Here is a 20,159-nt window from a genome sequence, read left to right on the forward strand (position 1 = left end):
ATGACCGCACGCACAGCTTCGCTGTGGCAATTCAGACAGCCGAGCGTCATTCCAGGATTCGGATTGGCGCTCGGCGTTACTTTGTCATGGCTCATACTCATCATCCTCATTCCGCTCTCAGGGCTCGCGTGGCGCTCAAGCGCTCTGGGCTGGTCCACCTTCTGGACGCTTGCCACCGACCAGCGCACCATCAACGCTTTGCGCATCAGTTTCGGCACCGCCTTTGCCGCAGCTTTGATCAATGTCGTCTTCGGCGTCATCCTCGCCTGGGTTCTGGTGCGCTACCGCTTTCCGGGAAAACGCATCATCGACGCGATGGTCGATCTGCCCTTCGCTTTGCCGACGGCTGTTGCCGGTATCGCGCTGACGACGCTCTATGCGCCGAACGGCTGGATCGGCAGCCTGTTCGCACCGCTCGGCATCAAGATCGCCTTCACGCCGCTGGGTATCGTTTTTGCGCTGGTCTTCGTCGGCCTGCCCTTCGTCGTGCGCACCGTGCAGCCGATCATGGAGGAGATCGACAAGGAGGTCGAAGAGGCCGCAGCCACGCTTGGCGCCAACCGCTTCCAGACCATCCGCCGCGTGCTTCTACCCGGTCTCGCACCGGCGGTTCTCACCGGCTTTGCCTTGGCCTTTGCCCGTGGCGTTGGCGAATATGGCTCCGTCATCTTCATTGCCGGCAATCTTCCCTATGTCTCGGAAATCGCTCCCCTTCTGATCGTTATTCGTCTCGAGGAATTCAATTATCCGGCGGCAACGGCGATTGCGGCGATCATGCTGATGATCTCCTTTGCCATGCTCTTGATCATCAACTCGATACAGGCCTGGAGCAGAAGGAGGTACGGCTATGGCGCATGACCTCACGACATCGACCGGCAGCGGCAACACCGAACTGGTCCGGACCGCAACGTCGGAACATCGGCTGGCACGCTATACGCTGATCGGCCTCGCCCTCTGTTTCGTCGGGCTCTTTCTCGTCCTGCCGCTGGCAGCCGTCTTCACCGAAGCCCTGCGCAACGGCCCCGGCGAGTTCCTGACGGTGCTTTCCGATCCCGAGACCTTTGCCGCGATCAGGCTGACGCTGCTGGTCGCCGTGATTGCCGTGCCGCTCAACGTGGTCTTCGGCATCGCCGCCGCCTGGGCGATCGCCAAGTTCGAATTCAAGGGCAAGGCGTTCCTCACCACGCTGATCGACCTGCCCTTTTCGGTATCGCCCGTGATCTCGGGCCTGGTGTTCATTCTTCTGTTTGGATCCCACAGCCTGCTTGGACCCTGGCTGCAGAGCCACGGCATCCAGATCCTGTTCGCCGTCCCCGCCATCGTTCTCGCCACCGTCTTCGTCACCTTCCCGTTCGTTGCCCGCGAACTGATCCCGCTGATGCAGGAACAGGGAACCAGCGACGAGGAAGCGGCGCTTTCGCTGGGGGCAAGCGGCTGGCAGACCTTCTGGTATGTGACGCTGCCCAATATCAAATGGGGCCTGCTCTACGGCGTTCTGCTCTGCAACGCCCGTGCCATGGGCGAGTTCGGCGCAGTCTCCGTCGTCTCCGGACATATCCGCGGGCTGACGAACACCATGCCGCTGCAGGTGGAAATCCTCTACAATGAATATAATTTCGTTGCCGCTTTTGCCGTTGCAACGCTTCTCGCCCTGCTGGCCCTCGTCACCCTCGTTCTGAAGTCGCTGCTTGAGATGAAGTACAGCGCTCAGATCGCGGCCAGCCGCCGGCACTGAAAGGTCAAGTTTCCATGGAAGTTCGCGTTCAAAACATACGCAAGGAATTCAGCCGTCTGCCGGCGCTGAACGACGTGTCTCTCGATATCCGCTCAGGCGAGCTGATTGCCCTGCTGGGGCCCTCGGGCTCCGGCAAGACGACGCTGCTGCGGCTGATTGCGGGGCTTGAAAGCCCGACCGACGGCACTGTCTATTTCGGCAATGAGGATGCCTCGCGCAAGACTGTCCAGCAGCGCAATATCGGCTTCGTGTTCCAGCACTATGCCCTGTTCCGCCACATGACGGTGCTCGACAACGTCTCCTTCGGCCTGACGATCCGCCCGGCCGGGCGAAGGCCCTCAAAGGCCGACATCCGCAAGCGCGCGCTCGAACTGCTCGACCTCGTGCAGCTCAGCGGTCTGGAAAAACGCTATCCCGCCCAGCTGTCCGGCGGCCAGCGCCAGCGTGTGGCTCTCGCCCGCGCCATGGCGGTGGAACCCAATGTCCTCCTGCTCGACGAGCCCTTCGGTGCGCTGGACGCACAGGTCCGCAAAGAACTGCGCCGCTGGTTGCGCGAAATCCATGACCGGACCGGCCATACCACCGTATTCGTCACCCACGATCAGGATGAAGCACTGGAGTTGGCCGACCGGGTCGTCGTGATGAGCAAGGGCAAGATCGAGCAGATCGGTACGCCCGACGAGATCTACGATACGCCGAATTCACCCTTCGTCTTCGGTTTCATCGGCCAATCCAACATCCTGCCCGTGCGGATCGAAAACGGCCAGCTGTGGATCGGGGACAAAACAATCGGCATCAGCGCGCAGGGTGAAGCCGACGGCACGGCTCAGCTCTATTTCCGCCCGCATGATATCGAACTGCTCGATGGCGGCAGCATCGAGGGCGTTGTCACCGTGACCCGCCGCGTCGCCGGTACCCGCCATGTCGAACTGGCGATCGACGCTGCCAACAGCCGGGTGGAAATCGAACTGCCGCCGGAAAAGATCACATCCGATCATTCCCGCGTCGCCTTCCGCCCGACACGCTGGAAACTTTTTCGCGATTAAAAAGAACAGAGCTGGCGGGACGTGCAGCGTCCCGCCACAGGCTGCGACGCAAGCTCTCGCGCCGTCACGAAATTCAACGGCTTGGGTGGATTTTTGGCGTGCGGCTGGCGCAGCAGTTCCGTCGCATACCGGGTGGTATGTTGCGGTAACGCCATGCAGATCGTCACCAGCTTGGTATGCCCAACGCAAATTGCGGAGATCGCAGCCCGCTTGAAAGCCGATACTGCAACATATGCTGTTGCTTCTTCATCGATTTTCAACGGACAGGCTTGATCCGCGCCGGTAAGCCGTCGCATCCTGCGCAGCCATCCAGCCATTTGGATCTCCCCGGGGCCGCCAATGAACTATCGACGCGAAATTGACGGCTTGCGCTCTGTCGCTGTGATACCCGTTGTGCTGTTTCATGCCGGCTTCCAGCAATTCAGCGGCGGCTTCGTCGGCGTCGATATCTTCTTCGTCATCAGCGGCTACCTGATCACCTCGATCATCATTTCCGAACAGGCCAAAGGCCGTTTTTCGCTGCTAAAATTCTACGAGCGCCGGGCCCGCCGCATTTTGCCCGTGCTGTTCTTCGTTCTGTTGTGCTGCCTGCCATTCGCCTGGGCCTGGATGTTGCCGGGGCAGATGGAAAGTTTTGGCCGCAGCATCATCGCGGTTTGCCTGTTTGCCTCCAATTTCTTCTTCTGGTCGCAAAGCGGCGGCTATTTCGCGGCCGCATCGGAAGAGCAGCCGCTGCTGCACACCTGGAGCCTGGCCGTCGAAGAGCAGTATTACATGCTGTTTCCGCTGTTCATCATCCTGATCTGGCGGTCTGGAAGGCGGACGTTGATCGCGGCGATTGCCGTGATGGCACTGGCCAGCCTGCTGCTGGCGCAATACGGCTCAGTCAATTTCGCAACCGCCAATTTCTATTCGCCGGCGACCCGCGCCTGGGAGCTTCTGGCGGGCTCGCTCTGCGCTTTCCTGCTCACGGATGGCAGGCACTACCGGAACAATATCCTGTCGCTTGCCGGACTGGCGATCATCGTCTTTTCGATTTTCGCCTACGACCAGACGACGCCCTTTCCGTCCCTCTATGCGCTTGTTCCGGTTCTCGGCGCCGTACTCATCATCCTTTTCGGTGCCGAGGGCACGCTGACGGCGCGGCTGCTCTCGACCCGTCCGATGGTCGGCATCGGGCTGATCAGCTACAGCCTCTATCTGTGGCACCAGCCTGTGTTTGCCTTTGCGCGCATCCGCAGCCTGACGGAGCCGTCGCATGTGCTGATGACCGCTCTCGCTTTTGTCTGTGTCGGCTTTGCCTATCTGTCCTGGCGGTTCGTCGAGACACCATTTCGCAAAAACAGCGCGGCGCAGCTTTTGCCGACACCGGCGCGCATCCTCAGCGCCAGCGGCATTGCGGCTGCCCTCTTCATTCTTGCCGGCTTCTATGGCACGTCAAACAACGGCCTGCAGTTTCGCCTGCCGCCCGCAGCCCTCGATGCCCTCGCTGAACAGGAACGCCACGATCCCGTCATGGAGACCTGCCTGTTCGACAAGGGCGAGGCGTCCCTGCCCCATCCCATCAAAGATTGCCTGACGAAACATTCGACCGCGAGCAAGACCATCCTGATCGGCGATTCGCATGCGGGCGCGCTGGGCGGCGAGGCATTGCGCAGCTTCGATGCCGCCAATGTCGATCTCTATGTGATGGCCCATTCGTCCTGCGTCGGCTTTTCCGGATTTTACGTCTCAAACCTGAAATACAGGCTGCGCTGCAATCCGTTCTTCGCCGGTATCGAGGATTACATCCGCACAAGCGGCATCAAGACCATCATCATGGCAAACCGCTGGAGTCTGTATATCGACGGGACGCCCTTCGACAACGGCGAAGGCGGTATCGAGCCGCTGCAGCCAACCTATATGGATCTGCTGAGCCGGCTGAACGAGCACGCGGCGCAGGACGATCCCGCCCGCAAGGCGAGAGTGCTCAAGCAATATATCGACGACATCCAGGCCTATCTCGATAGCGGGCACAATGTCGTGCTCGTCTACCCGATCCCGGAGGCCGGATGGAACGTGCCGGACCTGGTTGCGAAAAGTGCGATGGCAGGCGTCCAGAAGCTGGAGTTCAGCACGAGCTATGCGCGCTACCAGCAACGCAATGGTGCGGTGATTGCGGCCTTCGATGCCATGACCCATCCCAACCTGTTCCGCGTCCGCCCTGCCGAGACCTTTTGCAACAGCTTTATCAACGAGCGATGTATCAACAGCCTGAGCGCGGGGAAAGTATTTTATTTCGATGACGATCACCCATCGACATCGGGCGCCCAGCTCATCATCCCGGCAGTGCTGAAGGCGGTTCAGGCGATCGAGGCAGGCACTGCCAGCGACGAAAATCCCGGCACGGCCTTGGTCACGCCATAGGCCATTCGATCTGCAGTTCGAGCGTCATCTTGACGACGGGTCTGCGATCGGCATTGAGGACTTCAATTTCCAAGGCTTTGATCGGGTCTTCCGGCAACCCGTCGAGCGCCATTTCGGCCAGCACGATCTTCGCCTGCCGGATGGCGGCGATCAAATCGGGAAAATCGAAGGGATCATCGGCCGGAATTGTGCCGTCATTATCGATTACCTTAAAGTAGAACGCGGCCATGGCAAATTTCCTTCCGGGGGAAAAAGCATGAAAACGCAAAAGGTTGCCTGAGAAAAAACATTTCGTGGCCGGCAATACATGTCTTTGTGAATAGCGCCGTCATCAAATCGCGCTATGGTGCAGATCCAAGAGCCGTTCTGTCGGCAATGACGGAGCCCGCGCAAAGCTTCCATCCTCAAGGAAGGAAAACGAATGGCCTATTTCAATCCCCATGCTGATGCCCTTTGCAGCGAGGATATCGACGCGTTGCGGCAGGTTTTCGAGACATTTTGCGAAAGACACCAAACCACTGGATCGGATGCGGACATGCAGATTTGTGCTGCCGCTATCGTCCGGCTCTACCAAAGCGGTGAGCGCGATCCGGCAGTTCTGACCCAGGCATGCGAGACAGCCCTGCGGCAGGATTTTGCTATCGGCGCCTGATTTCTCAACTTTGCATAGGACATGTGCGGCTATTTGGTCTCTTCGGCCGCATTCTCTGGCGAAACGATCAGCGGGTCCGGCGGCGTGGTGCTTTTCGCGCTTTCGTCCGGGGAGAAATATTGCACGGCGAGGATGCTGAGGATCGATCCGACGATCAGGGCAAGGACGGCCGCCATCAATGTGCGAGAAGTCATGATTAACGCCCCCAGGCTGCAAACGGTATCTTGGCAACAGGGGCCGCGCTTGGCGCGGCCCCTGTTTCGTTCAAACTATTCATAGACATAGACGACGCGCCGGCTTTGCGGATCAACCAGCATCGGGCGACCGTTGACGCGGACATAGCTATATTGGTAATTCGGCACCTGGGTGATCACCATGTCGCCGGGCAGCGTGGCGCCCACAATGACCTCGCCATCATAGGTGACCGTATCGACCGGAGCACCATCGATATAGGTGCGCACTTCCGGCGGCGGGATGATCGCGCCACTGCTGTCGACCGTTCCAACAAGCTCATCGCCGGGCGCGGGGGAAGCCGGACCATCGACAACGACGGTCTTTTCATAGCTCACCACCGGGATACCGAGATCGGAACGGCGTTCCTGGACGATAACGGGGGCACCATCGTAATCGACCGTCAATTCCTGAGCGTAAACCCAGCCGCGCAAGCCGTTGACGTCGATGCGGCACCAGCTTTCGCCCTCGAGGCAGCCATCAAGGGCAGCGGAGCTGCCACGCGTGGCGATGCCAACGGACGGATAGTCGGCGCCGGGGCCGGAATAGACCGTCAGGTCGGTTGCCGTCGTTGCCATCATCTCGGCCGAAGCCAGGCCGGTACCCGTCAGAAGCATCGCACCCGCGAGCAAAGGTTTTGAAATCCACCGCATCTTCTTCTCCTTCGTAAACATGGCGTAAAACAGTGGACACAGAACGCCCAACCGCCGCCAAGGTTCCGAACGCGGATGTATCCTGGACGTGTTACCCCGCCTGCATCTGACTGAGGCGGCTGTAGAGACCGTTTCGGCTTAAAAGCTCGGTGTGGCTGCCATCCTCGACGATCGCCCCTTCATTCACGACCAGAATGCGGTCGGCCTTGGTGATCGTCGCCAGCCGATGGGCGATGACCAATGTCGTGCGCCCCTTCGATAGCTCCGCCAGCGATTGCTGGATCGCCCGTTCGGTTTCCGTGTCGAGCGCCGATGTCGCTTCATCGAGGATGAGGATCGGCGGGTTCTTCAGGAAGATGCGGGCAATCGCCAGACGCTGCTTCTGACCACCGGACAATTTGACGCCACGTTCGCCGACGACCGTATCAAGGCCCTGCGGCAGATCGGCAATCACGCTTTCAAGCCGCGCCTTGCGGGCCGCCTCGACAATATCCGCTTCGCTGGCATCCAGCCTTCCATAGGCGATATTTTCCCGCAAAGAGCCTGCAAACAGAAAGACATCCTGGCTGACGATGCCGATATGATTGCGCAGCGACCGCAGGCTCATGTCGCGGATATCGATATCATCGATACTGATGGAACCGCCCGTCACCTCGTAGAAACGCGGCAGGAGCGCGCAGATCGTCGTCTTGCCCGCCCCCGAAGGACCGACGAAAGCCACCGTTTCACCGGCGCGAATATCGATGCTCAATTCCTTCACGATCGCCTTTGATTCGCGGTAACCGAACGAGGCTTTCTTGTAGGAGATATTCCCCTTCAGCCCGGAGATATCGCGGGCACCCGGCCGGTCGGCGATGTCGGGGCGCGTATCGAGGAAGTCGATATACCGGCGGAAACCGGCAATGCCCTTCGGATAGGTCTCGATGACCGAATTGATCTTGTCGACCGGGCGGAAGAACACACCGACCAACAGCAGGAACCCGACAAAACCGCCGGCCGTCAGCTCGCCGCTCAGCACGAAATAGCTGCCGGCAACCAGCACGACCATCTGGACGAGACGCATGGAGAGATAGCTCAGCGTCGTCGATACGGCCATGATCCGGTAGGCATCGAGCTTGGTCTTGCGGTAGCGCTGGTTGTCCTTCTCGAACAGGCCACGTTCGTGATCCTCATTGGCAAAAGCCTGCACCACACGGATGCCGCCGACATTTTCCTCGATGCGGGCGTTGAAATCGCCGACGCGATTGTAGAGCGCCTGCCAGTTGCGCGTCATGCGGCCGCCATAACGGGTGGTCAGCCACGCCGTCAGCGGCAGCACGAGGGCCGTGATCAGCGCAAGCTTGGGATTGACCGAGAACATCAGGAGGAAGGCGCCGATCAGCGTCATGATCGCGATGAACACATCTTCCGGGCCATGATGGGCAACCTCGCCGATCTCCTCCAGATCCTTGGTCAGACGGGCGACGAGATGGCCGGTCTTCTGGTTGTCGAAATAGCCGAAGGACAGTTTTTGCAGATGATCGAACGCCTTGCGCCGCATCTCGGTCTCGATGTTGATCCCGAGCATATGTCCCCAATAGGTGACGATAGCCATCAAGCCGCCATTGATCAGGTAGATCACCATCAGCCCCGCCGAAGCCGCCGTCACATAACCCCACTGCCCGGTCGGCAAAAGCACGTCGATGAACAGCTTGACCGCGATGGGAAAGCCCAGTTCCAGCAGGCCTGATGTCACCGCGCAGGAAAAATCCAGGATGAAAAGACGCCGGTGCGGCCGGTAATAGGAAAAGAAGCGAGCGACGAGATCGCGCATGATGTCGGGTCCTTCATCGGCGTTCAAATGCAAAGCGAACAGCCGGATACGGAAATCGGCGCAATCGTCCCTGCGGACCTGCGCTCCTGGGTTTGATCCGCCCCTTTTAGCCAGTTCGCCGGGAACAACAAGCTTCCGGAAGAAAACTTGCCTAAAGAATGAAGCTTTTATTCACACGATGCGCGCGACGGGCGAAATTGCACCGTCGCCGGGGGCGGGATCATGGGGAAGGAAAAGCAGACTGCCCGGGATCAGGACAGTCTGCCGCCAGTGCGGCCGGGCCAGATCCCGCGTCACGTGAAAAGTTGAGCAATGATGCAGAATCAGACCGCCCGAGCGGCGGCAAAACCTTTGTCCAGATCAGCCTTGAGATCGGCCACATCCTCAAGTCCGATGTGAATCCGCAGAACCGGACCTTCTTTGGGGGCTTCGAGAATCTGACGCTCGCTGAGATCAACCTGCAGCGCCAGGCTGGCAAAACCACCCCATGAATATCCGAGCCCGAAAAGCGAGAGTGCGTCGAGGAATGCCTGCGCCTTTCGCTTGAAGTCCTGCGAGTTTGAGACTGAAAGCACGAAGGAAAACACGCCGCTTGCGCCTTTGAAATCGCGCTTCCAGATCGCGTGGCCGGGAAAACTCGAAAGAACAGGACTGAGCACGCGCGCTACCTCGTCCCTGCCCTCCAGCCATTCGGCGATCTCCACCGCGCTGGCCTGGTGACGCTCCAGCCTTACCCCCATCGTGCGCAGTCCGCGCAGGACCTGATAGGCATCATCAGCAGCGCCGCAGATACCGAGCGCGCCATTGGTCTGCCGCAGACGCCGCCAGTGCTCGGCATTGGCCGAAACGGTTCCGAGCAGGATATCGGCATGGCCAGCCGGATATTTGGTCGAGGCCTGAATGGAGATATCGACGCCAAAATCGAGCGGCCGGAAAAACAGCGGCGTCGCCCAGGTATTGTCCATCGTCACCACAGCGCCCTGACGGTGCGCGGCAGCGGCGATCGCCGGAACGTCCTGCATCTCGAACGTATTGGAGCCCGGCGCTTCCAGATGCACGAGCCTGGTGTTCGGGCGAAGCAGCTTTTCGATGCCTGCACCGATCAACGGATGGTAATATTCGACCTCGACGCCGAAACGCTTGAGCATCGTATCGCAGAAATGCCGGACATTGCCGTAGACGGAATCGACGATCAGAGCGTGATCGCCCGGCGTGAGATAGGCCAGAAACGGCAGCGTGACGGCGGCAAGCCCGGACGGCACGATAATGGTTCCGGCGGCACCCTCCAGTTCGTTGACCGCCTGGCAAAGCGCGTCGGTCGTCGGCGTGCCCCGCGTCGCATAGGTGTATTTCTGGCTGTGCGTTTCCATGGCATGCGCGGTGGGAAACAGCACGGTCGATGCCCGCACCACGGGGGGATTGATGAAACCGTGATAATCGAAGGGGTCATGCCCCGCCCGGACCAGCTGCGTGTTGGGGCCGGTCGTCTTTGGCGTGCTGTCGTTGTCGCTCATGGTGTCCTGCATGTCTTTGGTGGCGGTCCCGGCGAGGGCCCTATGGTTTTTGGCAATCTCCGGCCGGGCATCGGCGCGGTAATTTTCACTCAGTCCAGATGCACCTGCAAGCCTAGAGCCTCGTACGATCAATGAGGCGCTTCTGTTGCCTCAAATCGGCCGATCCACCAGAAGGATGGCGCAGGGCGATGCCGCCCCATCGGGGCAAGCCATCCGACGCAGTGGGCGGCCGATTTCAGGCAACCCGAAGGGCCGGATGCTTTTTTCCTTCCGGCAGAATGCGTCTCATTGATCGTACGAGGCTCTAAGGCCTGTCGCCGGAAACATGGCGTTCCAGGAAGGGCAGATTGTCTTGGCCCCAGTAAATCTCGCTGTCATAGAGGAATGTCGGGAACCCGAAGACGCCGGTCTCCACGGCATGGTCCCGGTCGGCCGCCCATTTGGCGCGCACGTCGTCATCGGCCTGGCGTTTCAACAGGGCGGCGCCGTCAAATCCGGCTGCATCGGCGATGGCCTGGCGCACCTGCGGCTGGCCGATGTCCTTCGCCTCGCTCCAGAAGGCCTGCTGCAGGGCGCGGGTCAGGCCGATCCAGTCCTGGCCGTCGAGATAGGCGGCGATGATGATCAGCGATGCGGGTGCGGGATCGCTGAGTTCCGGCCGGTTTTCCAGGATCAGTTCCTTGCCGCGCACACGCGCCCAGCGCTTGAGATCGCGCGTCCAGTAGCTGCGCCGGGCCTGCGGCCGGTTGCGCGAAAAGATCCCACCATTCTCTTCGACGACGGTTGTCAGATAGGGTTTGATCTCGACACCGTTCTTTGCCGCAAGTTCGACGAAGGCGTCAAAGCCGATATAGGACCAAGGCGATCCGATGGAGAAGAAATATTCAACGATTTTGGTCAATGCCTGTCATTCCTGCGCTGTCGGGATGGAAAGATAGCCCTTATCAGGCCGTTCGTTTTTGCCGGTCTTTGCCGTTGATCCAGCCAAGCTGCGGGGCAATGAGCGTCATGAAGTCGTGGATGATCTGGCGATATTGCGCGTCCTCAAACTCATAGGGCAGCTCAAGCCTGATTTCGCTGACATGCGGCAGGATCGGGTCGGTGAACAGACGTTCCAGAATTTCGGAGGACGTGCCGACGATGTCGCGGGCGTAGAGTGTACGGCGCTCGCCCTGCGGCGTCAGCGTCCGCTCGTTTCGCCCTGCCGCATAGTCGCGATAGCGTTTGCGCGTCTGTGCGTCGGCGCTGTCGGTCGGCACGATGACCCGCCCGAGACCGACGCGCCTGCCCGCCCCGCCAGCCTCCCGGTAAGCCGACAGCTGCCGCGCCTGCGCCACGAAGAAATCGTCCGTCTCCTCCCCGGTGGTGACATTGCCGATCAGGAGATTGAAACCATTCAGCCCGGCCCAACGGGCAGAACGCAGCGACCCGCCGCCATACCAGATGCGATCCGTCAGCCCCTTCGCATGCGGCTGCAGCCGCGGCCGCTGCGGCCCGAAAGGCGTCTTGATAAGGGTCGTCTCTTCGCCGACGGGATTGCTCTTCAGGTTCTCGACGAAGCGCAGAACCCGCTCATGCGAAAAATCATAGGTCTCCCAATCGCCGTCAAAGACCAGCGGCGCGATCAGATCGGCATGCAGCGGCCGGCCGGCGCTCAAGCCGACATTCAGCCGTCCGCGCGACAGGACATCAACCGTCGACAGGTCTTCTGCAAGCCTGTAGGGGCTTTCATAGCCGATCGGGATGACTGCCGTGCCGAGTTCGATGCGGCGGGTGCGCTGGGTCGCCGCCGCCAGAAACGCCGTCGCCGACGAGATGCCCGGCTCCAGATGCCGCTGGCGGGCCCAGGCGCTCTGGAAACCCAGCTCTTCGCCATATTCGAGAAGGTCCAGCGTCTTTTCCAATCCGGACAGCGGGTCTGCGGCGGCATAATTGCCCGGCGTCAGGAAGCCTATATGGTTGATGGCGATGCGGCTCATCGTGTCGTCTTCCTTCAAGTCTTGGCGTCAGGATTTCGGCAGGCCGGGCGGATTGGTTTCCGATTTTGGTAGCGCTTCCTCGCTCAGATGCCAATGATCGAGATTTTTGGCATAGACGCCGCTTTCGATCAGCCCGTTGGTGGCAACCGTCAGAGCGTCCGCCAGCCCACTGCCCTTCCTCGTGGTGATCGCCACGTCGGAACGGTCGGGCCAGCCGGCGCTCAAGGTACCCACCCGCTTGATCGTGTGATCGCGCGCGGCGATATAGACGAGCTGCGCATGCGGCTGGACGATGACGTCGGCCCGAGCCGATGCCAGCGCAAGCAGGCCAGCCGCATCGTCGTCATAATATTGCAGCTCCAGCGGTTTCAGCCCGGCACCGATATTATCGTCATTCCAGCGGAGCAGAATACGCTCCTGATTGGTGCCGGCACCGACGATGATGCGCAGGCCGGCCGTGTCCTTCGGCTCCCGAATTGCACCGATAGCGCTATCCGACTTGACGAAAAAGCCGTGCAGCCCCTGCCGGTACGTGGAAAAATCGAATTTCTCCTTGCGCTGTTCGGTGACCCCGACATTGGAAATGACGGCATCATATTTGCCCGATACCAGGCCAAGCGGCCAGTCGATCCAGGCGACCGGTACCAGTTCCAGTTCCAGCCCCAGACTGTCGGCAATGGCGGAAGCGTAATCCGGGTCGGCTCCGACGACAGTCTTTGCATCCGTCGCATAGGTCGCAAGCGGCGGCCCGCCGGGGCTGACCGCGACTGTGAACTTGCCGGGCGAGACGAAGGTGAAATCCTTTGCGATGGTTGCAATGGCTGCGTCATTCTTCTGCGCCCGGACGCGGGCGGGCTGTCCGGGGCTGAGATCGAACACCTCTTGCGCCCCAGCGGTGCCACACAGGCCGAGAAGCGTGAGCATAGCGCCCATCGTCACGTTACGTAAGGTGCATGTACCAGCCATCATCCCGGTCTCCATTTTCATCAGAAAAATAGGCCGGTATCTCCAAACGATACCGGCCCGGCGTTGGCGATTACGAGCCGCTTTTCGGCAGGCCCGGAGGATTGGTCTTGGCTTCGTCGATCGATTCCGAAGCAAGACTCCAGGTGTCGAGAACCTTGCGATAGGCACCGCTGGCGATCAGGTCGTTGATGACATCCGTGAGCGGAGCCGCCAGACCGCTGTCTTTTCGCGTGGTCACGGCGATTTCCGCAGTGATGGGCCAACCGCCGCTGAGGGTGCCGACCAGCTTGGTCTCGCCTTTCAGCGCGGCCGCATAGGCCTGGGTTGCGTTGACGCTGAGAACGACATCGGCCCTGCCGGACTGGACGGCCAGATTGCGGACGGCATCATCGTCGTAATACTGCACCTCGACCGGCTTCAAGCCGGCCGCGACGTTCTGGCGGTCCCATTCCAGAAGGATCTTTTCCTGGTTGGTTCCAGCGTCGGTGATCACCCGCAGCCCGGCAATATCCTTCGGTTCCTTGATCGCGCTGATGGTGCTGTCGGCCTTGACGTAGAAGCCGAGCTCATCCTTGCGATAGGTGGAGAAGTCGAATTTCAGCTTGCGCTCCTCGGTCACCGTCACATTCGAAATCACCGCATCGAACTTGCCGGATGTGAGGCCGAGCGGCCAATCGGCCCAGGCGACGGAGACCAGTTCGAGCTTGCGCCCCAGGCTGTCGGCCAGCACCTGCGCGAAATCGACGTCGTAGCCGATGACGGTTTTGGAATCGGACGCATAATCATGCAGCGGAAGATTGCCGCTGGTGCTGATGCCGACCGTGAAAACGCCGTCTGCGACGAATTTGAAGTCTTTCACCTGCTCGATGCGCTTCTCGTTCTTCTGCACCCGAAGCCGGTTCGGCTGCTCGGGGCTGAGATCAAACGTGTCTGCCGCCTGCGCGGAGCCAAGCCCCAATGCCGCAACAGTCACCGCACCTGCCATCAGTCGTTTAGCACTCTGTAAAAATGTCATTTCCCGTCTCCTTTTCATCTTATGGTTGTATTGACTGTCAGTCCCATCCCGTCCGCTCAGAGTGGCCGGAAATTTCTAGAGAACTTTTGCGAGGAACTCGCGGGTGCGCGGATGGGTCGCCTGGCTGAAGATGCGGGCGGGCGGTCCGACTTCCAGGATCTGCCCCTCCTCCATGAACACAACCGTATCGGCGACTTCACGGGCGAACCCGGTTTCATGGGTGACGATCACCAGCGTCGTGCCGGTGCGTGCCAGCTCCTTGATCACATCCAGCACCTCGCCCACCAGTTCCGGATCCAGCGCCGAGGTCGGCTCATCGAACAACAGCACCTTCGGCTTCAGCGCCAACGCCCTTGCGATGGCAACACGCTGCTGCTGGCCGCCAGAAAGCTGGCGGGGATAGGCATCGATCTTGTCCGTCAAGCCGACGCGGGCGAGAAGTTCCCGCGCCAGCTCGACGGCCTCGGCGCGGTCCGTCCCCCGGACCTGCATCGGCGCCTCGATCAGGTTTTCCAAAACGGTCAGATGCGGAAAGAGGTTAAAGTTCTGGAACACCATGCCGATATCGGCGCGGCGTTTCAGGATGTCCTTTTCCTTCAGTTCATAGAGCGTCTCGTCCTTCTGACGGTAACCGACGAGTTCGCCGTCAACCGAGATGAAGCCGCTATCGACGCGCTCAAGATGATTGATCGCCCGCAGCAAAGTCGATTTGCCGGAACCGGAGGGCCCGAGAATGGCCGTGACACTGCCTGCCGGAAGGGTCAGATCGACCCCATCCAGAACTTTCAGCGCGCCAAAACTCTTGGAAATGCCGTGAATTCGCACCGTGGCGCCGGACCGCAGCAGCGGCGCATCGCGAAACCCGGTCTTGCGCGCAGCCTGTGTCCCCGGAGCCGCCGTCTGCCGCTGTGCCGGCTGACGAAACCTAGCGAGCAAACCCGCAAAGGGCAAAGGCAGGGGATTGCGCACCGCGCCCTTGGAATAATAGCGCTCGATATAATATTGGGCGATCGACAGCACGGTCATGATCACCAGATACCAGGCCGTCGCCACCATCAGCAGCGGCACGACCTCCAGATTGCGGCGATAGATGACCTGGACCGTGTAAAAAAGCTCAGGCAGCGCCAGCACGTAAACCATGGAGGTGCTTTTTGCCAGACCGATGATCTCGTTGAAACCGGTCGGCAGGATCGAGCGCATGGCCTGCGGCAGGACGATGCGGAACACCTGACGGCGGCGCGGCAGGCCAAGGGCGGCGGCCGCCTCAAGCTGCCCCTGATCCACCGACAGGATGCCCCCACGGACGATCTCGGAAAAGAACGCGGATTGATTGAGCGTCAGCCCGAGGAAGGCGGCGGCAAACGGGGTCAGCAGCTGCATCGTCGGATAATCGACGAGAACCGTACCGGTGAACGGTTCGGCGATGCGGATCGTCTCGTAGAGATAGCCGAGATTGTTGAGAATGAGCAGCAGCACGATCAGCGGAATGGAGCGCAGCAGCCAGACGTATCCCCAGGAGACACCCGACAGAAGCGGCGATTTCGACACCCGCGCCAAGGCGAGCGCCGTGCCGAGCACCGAACCGGATATGGTCGCGAGAACCGTGAGCAGCAATGTCCGGCCAAGACCGGCCAGAACCGGTTCTGCAAAAAACCATTCGGCAAAGACATTCCAGCCCCAGCGCGGGTTGGTGAAGGTCGAATAAAGGGCCACGGCAATGACCAGGCCCGCAAATATCGTGCCGGCCAGGCGGCCGGGATGGCGCGCAGGGACGATCCGGTAGCGCGAATAGTCCTGGCCGTGCTCGGCCGCTTTACGGCTGGGCTTTATGCCTGCAAAATCTGTGGTGAGCGCCATGTGTGATCCCCGGTCAATAATGAAGTTTCTACCCGCTCAGCGCTGCGCGGCCGCGCGCGGGAACGGCTGTTCGCCAGCCACGCCGGCCGGCAGGCCGACAGTGGCGAGATGGCCAATCTCTTTTTCAAACGGCAGCGTTTTGTAGATTTCCGGATCGGCTTTGACGTCGAACAGTGCGGTATAGCCATATTTCAGATAGAGCCCGACGGCCTCCGGCTGGCGAAAGCCGGTGGTCAGGTAGATGCGCGAATAGCCCTGACGCGCCGCCTGCACTTCCAGCTCGAGCAGAACCTTGACCGCCAGCCCCTGGCGGCGAAGGTCCGAGCGGGTCCAGATGCGCTTGAATTCGGCCGTGCGCTCGTCATAAAGCTTGAACGCGCCGCCGCCGATCGTCGCGCCACCACGCTGCAACAGCAAAAAATTTCCATGCGGCGGCGCAAAGGCTTCGGCCGGATAGCGGTTCATCTCCTCGACTGCACCCGCCGCGTTGAAATACGAGCCGTAACGGCTGTCATATTCATAGGTAAGTTCATCGATCAGCGGCTTGGCGCGGGGATCGAGGGGCGTGGTGTAGACAAACGTATCGCTCATGGTCGCCATTCCTGTGAGAAGTTGGCCTGTGGAAATGTGGTGATGCCGTCAGATGAGAAAAGTTTCCGCCAGCCGCACCCAGTAGCGGGCGGCGGGCGCGATGATCGCGTCGTTGAAATCGTAATGGGCGCTGTGCAGCGGCGCTGTTTCGCCATTGCCGACAAACAGATAGCTGCCGGGCTTCGCCTGTAGCATGAAGGCGAAATCCTCGCTCGCCGTGCGCGGCTTGAAGCCCTCCTCGACCCGTACAGGACCAAACGTGTCGAGCGCGACGCCACGCGCGAACTCGGTCTCTGCGCGATGGTTGATCAGCGCCGGGAAGCCGAGCCGGTAGTCCACCTCCGCCACCGCACCAAAACTTTCCGCCTGCGCCCGCGCCAAGGCCGGAATGCGCTCCTGCAACTGCTGACGGACGGTTTCTGTGAAGGCGCGCATGGTCATCTTCAGCTCGACGCTTTCGGGGATGACATTGGAGGCGGACCCCGCATGGATTGATCCGACCGTCGCCACCGCCATGTCCTGCGGATCGACATTGCGCGAGACGACGCTTTGCAGCGCGGTGATGAAGGACGCCGACGCCAGCACCGGATCAACAGCGCGGTGCGGCTCTGCCCCATGGCCACCCTTGCCGACGATGCGGATCTTTGCCTGATCGACCGAGGCCATGGCCGGCCCCGAAACGAAACCGAACTGGCCGAGCGGCACGCCCGGCCAATTGTGCAGCCCGAAGATCGCATCGACCGGAAAGCGCTCGAACAGGCCCTCCGAGATCATCTTTTTCGCACCGGCGCCGATTTCCTCGGCCGGCTGGAAGATCAGATGCAGCGTCCCGTTGAAGCTGGAACTCTGCGCCAGATAGCGGGCGGCGGCCAGGAGGATGGAGGTGTGGCCATCATGGCCGCAGGCATGCATGACATCGGGATTGTTGCTGGCATAGGAAAGGCCGGTCGCCTCCTCAATCGGCAGGGCATCGATATCCGCCCGGATGCCGATCCGCCGCTCGCCGTCGCCGCGCTTCAACGTGGCGACAACACCGGTTCCGGCGATGCCGGTGGTAACCGCATATCCCCAGGAGGACAGTTGCGCGGCGATCAGCTTGCTGGTGCGCCGCTCCTGAAAGGCAAGCTCGGGATATTGATGCAGGTCGTGGCGAAACGCGATGCTCTCGTCGAGAGAGGCGGCAATGCCGCGCTCCACGGGATCATCCCCTGAAGGGCCGTTGGTCTGCTCTGTCCGTGCGATGATGTTCATGGCTTTATCCGGCGCCTCAGGCGCCGACCGCCTTTCCGCGTTCGACGTCTTCAGCGGGCGCGACGTACCGGCTTTCCCGGTAATCCAGCCCCAGATGATCGCGCAGCGTCTCACCTTCGAGCACAGGATTGAAATAGCCGCGCCGCTCAAGGATCGGGAGGACATGGGTGGCGAAATCGTCGAGCCCTTCGGCAATCACCGGGAACCCGAGAATGAACCCGTCGGCGGCGCCCTCCTCCACCCAGCGGATGATCTCGCCTGCGATATGATCGGCCGTGCCGATAAAGGCCGTGCGCGGCGTGGCCGAATCGAGCGCGACTTCGCGCAGCGTCAGGTTTTTCTCGCGTGCCGTCTTCTTGATCCGGTCCGTCGTCGCGCGAAAACTGTTCTTGCCGATATCGCCGATATCCGGAAAAGCTTCGTCGAGCGGATAGACGCTGAAATCATGATGGTCGAAGAAGCGGCCGAGATAGAGCAGCGCTTCCTCAATGGTGACGAGATTGCGGATCGCCTGATATTTCTGCTCGGCCTCTTCAGCCGTTGCCCCGACCACCGGCCCGATGCCGGGATAGATGCCGATCTCTGCGGCCCGGCGCCCTTGCGCAATCGCGCTCTGCTTGACCTGTTTGTAAAAGACCTTCGCGTCTTCGATCGGCCCACCATTGGTAAAGACGGCATCGGCATGTTTGCCAGCAAGCCGGATGCCGGAATCGGACGCGCCCGCCTGGAAAACGACCGGCTGCCCCTGTTTCGAGCGGCCGATATTCAGCGGGCCTTCGACGCGGAAGAAGCGGCCTTTGTGCCCGAGCGTGTGCAGCTTCGACTTGTCGGCATAGACGCCCGTTTCCCGGTTGCGGACGAAGGCATCGTCATCCCAGGAATCCCACAGGCCCTTGATCACATCGAGATATTCGTCGGCGATCTCGTAACGCAGCTCGTGTTCCGGATGCTCGCGGCTGTAATTGCGCCCCGACCCTTCGAGCGGCGTCGTCACCGCATTCCAGCCGGCCCTGCCGCCGCTGATCTGGTCGATCGTGGCAAATTGGCGGGCCACCGTGAACGGGTCGCTATAGGAGGTCGAGACCGTGCCGACCAGGCCGATCTTTGCGGTCGATGCCGCCAAAGCCGACAGGATCGAGATCGGCTCGAACCGGTTGAGGAAATGCGGGATCGACTGGGCGTTGATATAAAGTCCATCGGCCACGAAGGCGAAAGCGATGCCTGCGGCCTCTGCCTTGCGGGCGGTGTTGACGAAGAACTCGAAATTGACGCTGGCGTCAGCGGGACCGCTTGGATGTTTCCAGGCGTTCATGTGACCACCGGGGCCCTGCAGCATGATGCCGAACGGAATATGTGTGTGAACCATCGGATAAATCCTTGTTGTCCGTATCAGGCGGCGAGCGAGAGCCGCTCCTTGGCGAGCCGTTCGATGGAGGCGAAGCGCTCGGCGCTGGCGAGCGCCGGCGTTTCGATGATGAATTCGCCGATGCCGTAGCGGCTGGAGAGGTCATCGAGCTGGCTGCGAACATCTGCGGCCGTGCCATGCAGCACGCTCGGCACCTTTGATTCGAGACGATCGATGGCGACGCCGGCCTGGCGCGCATATTCGGACGCCTGCTCCTCGGTACCGACATTGACGCTTCTGCCGTCGGTGAGGAAAACCTTGACGATGCGCAGATCGCCGACGGCCCGGCGTGCAAGGGCCGCATCCTCGGCGGCATAGGCCGCAAGCGCCAGGATCGGCGTCCTGCCGCCACTCATCCGCTCATAGGCCTCGAACGTCAGACGCAGGTTTTCCGGATCGCCGTTCAACTGCCCCGCAAACACCAGCCGCCAGCCCTTGGCTGCGGCAAGCTGCGCACTCTCAACGCTGGCGCCCAGCAGAAATCGCTCCGGTGCAGATGGCGGAAACGGCGTCGCATGCGGACCGTCCTGCGCGGGATCGGCAGCCAGATAGCGATTGATGTCTGAGAGTTGCTGCGCAAAGTCCGGTTTCGCCGCAGGATCGATCCCCACCTGCAGGGCGCGGGTCGAGAGCGGAAAGCCGCCCGGCGCCTTGCCGACGCCGAGATCGACCCGGCCCGGCGCCAGCGACGCCAAAAGATTGAAATTTTCCGCAACCTTGTAGGCGCTGTAATGCTGCAGCATGACGCCGCCCGAACCGACCCTTATCCGCGCAGTCCTGGCCAGAAGATAGGCAATCAGCGTTTCCGGAGCTGAACTTGCCAGGTTGAGCATGCTATGATGCTCGGCGACCCAGAACCGGTGATACCCAAGCTCCTCCGCCCTCTGCGCCAGCCGAACCGTCGCCCGCAGCGCCTCCACCGCAGTGCCACCCTCATCGATAGGGCTCTTGTCTAGGAGACTGAGGAGGTAGGACATAGCCGATGATCCCTTCGCTAAGTTGCAAAACTTAGTCCATAAAACCAGTAGACAAACCGATTTATAAG

20 protein-coding genes are annotated in these 20,159 nt (G+C 60.9%); 5 read left to right on the top strand and 15 right to left on the bottom strand.

Features of this window, described 5'->3' with window-relative positions:
* The 3 genes from cysT to ASD32_RS23550 are packed head-to-tail and all read left to right on the top strand — an operon-like array spanning position 1 to position 2,781.
* Complete coding sequence (gene cysT, locus ASD32_RS23540; protein ID WP_060640463.1) at positions 1-858, top strand: sulfate ABC transporter permease subunit CysT; 858 nt, start codon at positions 1-3, stop codon at positions 856-858.
* Complete coding sequence (gene cysW, locus ASD32_RS23545) at positions 848-1,735, top strand: sulfate ABC transporter permease subunit CysW (protein WP_060640464.1); 888 nt, start codon at positions 848-850, stop codon at positions 1,733-1,735. Before cysT ends, cysW begins: the two co-directional genes overlap by 11 nt.
* A gap of 14 nt (positions 1,736-1,749) precedes the next feature.
* A complete protein-coding gene (locus ASD32_RS23550; protein ID WP_060640465.1) occupies positions 1,750-2,781 on the top strand; it encodes a sulfate/molybdate ABC transporter ATP-binding protein in 1,032 nt (343 codons plus the stop codon).
* Here ASD32_RS23550 and ASD32_RS23555 read toward each other — a convergent pair.
* Positions 2,778-3,098 (bottom strand): hypothetical protein, encoded by a 321-nt coding sequence (locus ASD32_RS23555; RefSeq protein ID WP_060640466.1) that lies wholly within the window; start codon positions 3,096-3,098, stop codon positions 2,778-2,780. The genes ASD32_RS23550 and ASD32_RS23555 overlap by 4 nt on opposite strands.
* Positions 3,099-3,120: 22 nt before the next feature.
* Here ASD32_RS23555 and ASD32_RS23560 point away from each other — a divergent pair, with 22 nt between their 5' ends.
* Positions 3,121-5,187 carry an acyltransferase family protein gene (locus ASD32_RS23560; RefSeq protein ID WP_082546901.1) on the top strand — a complete coding sequence of 689 codons (2,067 nt, stop codon included), beginning with the start codon at positions 3,121-3,123 and terminating at the stop codon, positions 5,185-5,187.
* Here ASD32_RS23560 and ASD32_RS23565 read toward each other — a convergent pair.
* Positions 5,177-5,416 (bottom strand): hypothetical protein, encoded by a 240-nt coding sequence (locus tag ASD32_RS23565; RefSeq protein WP_060640468.1) that lies wholly within the window; start codon positions 5,414-5,416, stop codon positions 5,177-5,179. The two genes, ASD32_RS23560 and ASD32_RS23565, sit on opposite strands and share 11 nt — an antisense overlap.
* Positions 5,417-5,608: 192 nt before the next feature.
* On the opposite strand from ASD32_RS23565, the gene ASD32_RS23570 reads away from it, so the two are divergent.
* A complete protein-coding gene (locus tag ASD32_RS23570; protein ID WP_060640469.1) occupies positions 5,609-5,839 on the top strand; it encodes a hypothetical protein in 231 nt (76 codons plus the stop codon).
* A gap of 29 nt (positions 5,840-5,868) precedes the next feature.
* Here ASD32_RS23570 and ASD32_RS29790 read toward each other — a convergent pair whose 3' ends face one another.
* The 13 genes from ASD32_RS29790 to ASD32_RS23635 all read right to left on the bottom strand — a co-directional run bounded on the left by ASD32_RS29790 (position 5,869) and on the right by ASD32_RS23635 (position 20,091).
* Positions 5,869-6,033 (bottom strand): hypothetical protein, encoded by a 165-nt coding sequence (locus ASD32_RS29790; protein ID WP_156383312.1) that lies wholly within the window; start codon positions 6,031-6,033, stop codon positions 5,869-5,871.
* A 75-nt stretch (positions 6,034-6,108) separates the two neighbouring features.
* Positions 6,109-6,723 (bottom strand): DUF1236 domain-containing protein, encoded by a 615-nt coding sequence (locus ASD32_RS23575; protein ID WP_060640470.1) that lies wholly within the window; start codon positions 6,721-6,723, stop codon positions 6,109-6,111.
* A gap of 91 nt (positions 6,724-6,814) precedes the next feature.
* Positions 6,815-8,536: an ABC transporter ATP-binding protein gene (locus ASD32_RS23580; protein ID WP_060640471.1), complete on the bottom strand. Its 1,722-nt coding sequence runs from the start codon at positions 8,534-8,536 to the stop codon at positions 6,815-6,817.
* 323 nt (positions 8,537-8,859) lie between these two features.
* Positions 8,860-10,050, bottom strand: a complete 1,191-nt coding sequence (locus tag ASD32_RS23585) for a cystathionine beta-lyase (protein ID WP_060640472.1) — start codon at positions 10,048-10,050, stop codon at positions 8,860-8,862.
* A gap of 304 nt (positions 10,051-10,354) precedes the next feature.
* Complete coding sequence (locus ASD32_RS23590) at positions 10,355-10,951, bottom strand: DsbA family protein (protein ID WP_060640473.1); 597 nt, start codon at positions 10,949-10,951, stop codon at positions 10,355-10,357.
* Positions 10,952-10,994: 43 nt separating this feature from the next.
* Entirely contained in the window at positions 10,995-12,029 is a 1,035-nt protein-coding gene (locus tag ASD32_RS23595) for an LLM class flavin-dependent oxidoreductase (RefSeq protein WP_060640474.1), read from the bottom strand.
* Positions 12,030-12,056: 27 nt separating this feature from the next.
* A complete protein-coding gene (locus ASD32_RS23600; protein ID WP_060640519.1) occupies positions 12,057-12,995 on the bottom strand; it encodes a transporter substrate-binding domain-containing protein in 939 nt (312 codons plus the stop codon).
* A 70-nt stretch (positions 12,996-13,065) separates the two neighbouring features.
* The gene (locus ASD32_RS23605; protein WP_060640475.1) at positions 13,066-14,010 is read right to left on the bottom strand and encodes an ABC transporter substrate-binding protein; all 945 of its coding nucleotides are present in this window, start codon (positions 14,008-14,010) and stop codon (positions 13,066-13,068) included.
* Positions 14,011-14,085: 75 nt separating this feature from the next.
* Positions 14,086-15,867 (bottom strand): amino acid ABC transporter permease/ATP-binding protein, encoded by a 1,782-nt coding sequence (locus ASD32_RS30990; protein ID WP_082546902.1) that lies wholly within the window; start codon positions 15,865-15,867, stop codon positions 14,086-14,088.
* Positions 15,868-15,903: 36 nt separating this feature from the next.
* Positions 15,904-16,458, bottom strand: a complete 555-nt coding sequence (locus ASD32_RS23620) for a GNAT family N-acetyltransferase (protein WP_060640476.1) — start codon at positions 16,456-16,458, stop codon at positions 15,904-15,906.
* 48 nt (positions 16,459-16,506) lie between these two features.
* On the bottom strand, positions 16,507-17,709 hold the full coding sequence (locus ASD32_RS23625) for a M20 aminoacylase family protein (protein WP_060640477.1): 1,203 nt from the start codon (positions 17,707-17,709) through the stop codon (positions 16,507-16,509).
* A 16-nt stretch (positions 17,710-17,725) separates the two neighbouring features.
* On the bottom strand, positions 17,726-19,075 hold the full coding sequence (locus tag ASD32_RS23630) for an LLM class flavin-dependent oxidoreductase (RefSeq protein ID WP_060640478.1): 1,350 nt from the start codon (positions 19,073-19,075) through the stop codon (positions 17,726-17,728).
* A gap of 23 nt (positions 19,076-19,098) precedes the next feature.
* Positions 19,099-20,091 carry an MsnO8 family LLM class oxidoreductase gene (locus tag ASD32_RS23635; protein WP_060640479.1) on the bottom strand — a complete coding sequence of 331 codons (993 nt, stop codon included), beginning with the start codon at positions 20,089-20,091 and terminating at the stop codon, positions 19,099-19,101.
* Positions 20,092-20,159 lie beyond the last annotated feature (68 nt).

Source organism: Rhizobium sp. Root483D2, assembly GCF_001426685.1.
GTDB classification, from domain to species: domain Bacteria; phylum Pseudomonadota; class Alphaproteobacteria; order Rhizobiales; family Rhizobiaceae; genus Pararhizobium; species Pararhizobium qamdonense.

Excerpts from the sequence above, each read along its gene's own strand:
- ASD32_RS30990 (WP_082546902.1), bottom strand. The coding sequence starts at position 15,867 with ATGGCGCTCACCACAGATTTTGCAGGCATAAAGCCCAGCCGTAAAGCG.
- ASD32_RS23600 (WP_060640519.1), bottom strand. The coding sequence starts at position 12,995 with ATGGCTGGTACATGCACCTTACGTAACGTGACGATGGGCGCTATGCTC.
- cysW (WP_060640464.1), top strand. The coding sequence starts at position 848 with ATGGCGCATGACCTCACGACATCGACCGGCAGCGGCAACACCGAACTG.
- ASD32_RS23635 (WP_060640479.1), bottom strand. The coding sequence starts at position 20,091 with ATGTCCTACCTCCTCAGTCTCCTAGACAAGAGCCCTATCGATGAGGGT.
- ASD32_RS23555 (WP_060640466.1), bottom strand. The coding sequence starts at position 3,098 with ATGGCTGGATGGCTGCGCAGGATGCGACGGCTTACCGGCGCGGATCAA.
- ASD32_RS23560 (WP_082546901.1), top strand. The coding sequence starts at position 3,121 with ATGAACTATCGACGCGAAATTGACGGCTTGCGCTCTGTCGCTGTGATA.
- cysT (WP_060640463.1), top strand. The coding sequence starts at position 1 with ATGACCGCACGCACAGCTTCGCTGTGGCAATTCAGACAGCCGAGCGTC.
- ASD32_RS29790 (WP_156383312.1), bottom strand. The coding sequence starts at position 6,033 with ATGACTTCTCGCACATTGATGGCGGCCGTCCTTGCCCTGATCGTCGGA.
- ASD32_RS23580 (WP_060640471.1), bottom strand. The coding sequence starts at position 8,536 with ATGCGCGATCTCGTCGCTCGCTTCTTTTCCTATTACCGGCCGCACCGG.
- ASD32_RS23595 (WP_060640474.1), bottom strand. The coding sequence starts at position 12,029 with ATGAGCCGCATCGCCATCAACCATATAGGCTTCCTGACGCCGGGCAAT.
- ASD32_RS23620 (WP_060640476.1), bottom strand. The coding sequence starts at position 16,458 with ATGAGCGATACGTTTGTCTACACCACGCCCCTCGATCCCCGCGCCAAG.
- ASD32_RS23625 (WP_060640477.1), bottom strand. The coding sequence starts at position 17,709 with ATGAACATCATCGCACGGACAGAGCAGACCAACGGCCCTTCAGGGGAT.
- ASD32_RS23605 (WP_060640475.1), bottom strand. The coding sequence starts at position 14,010 with ATGACATTTTTACAGAGTGCTAAACGACTGATGGCAGGTGCGGTGACT.
- ASD32_RS23565 (WP_060640468.1), bottom strand. The coding sequence starts at position 5,416 with ATGGCCGCGTTCTACTTTAAGGTAATCGATAATGACGGCACAATTCCG.
- ASD32_RS23585 (WP_060640472.1), bottom strand. The coding sequence starts at position 10,050 with ATGAGCGACAACGACAGCACGCCAAAGACGACCGGCCCCAACACGCAG.
- ASD32_RS23550 (WP_060640465.1), top strand. The coding sequence starts at position 1,750 with ATGGAAGTTCGCGTTCAAAACATACGCAAGGAATTCAGCCGTCTGCCG.
- ASD32_RS23570 (WP_060640469.1), top strand. The coding sequence starts at position 5,609 with ATGGCCTATTTCAATCCCCATGCTGATGCCCTTTGCAGCGAGGATATC.
- ASD32_RS23575 (WP_060640470.1), bottom strand. The coding sequence starts at position 6,723 with ATGCGGTGGATTTCAAAACCTTTGCTCGCGGGTGCGATGCTTCTGACG.
- ASD32_RS23630 (WP_060640478.1), bottom strand. The coding sequence starts at position 19,075 with ATGGTTCACACACATATTCCGTTCGGCATCATGCTGCAGGGCCCCGGT.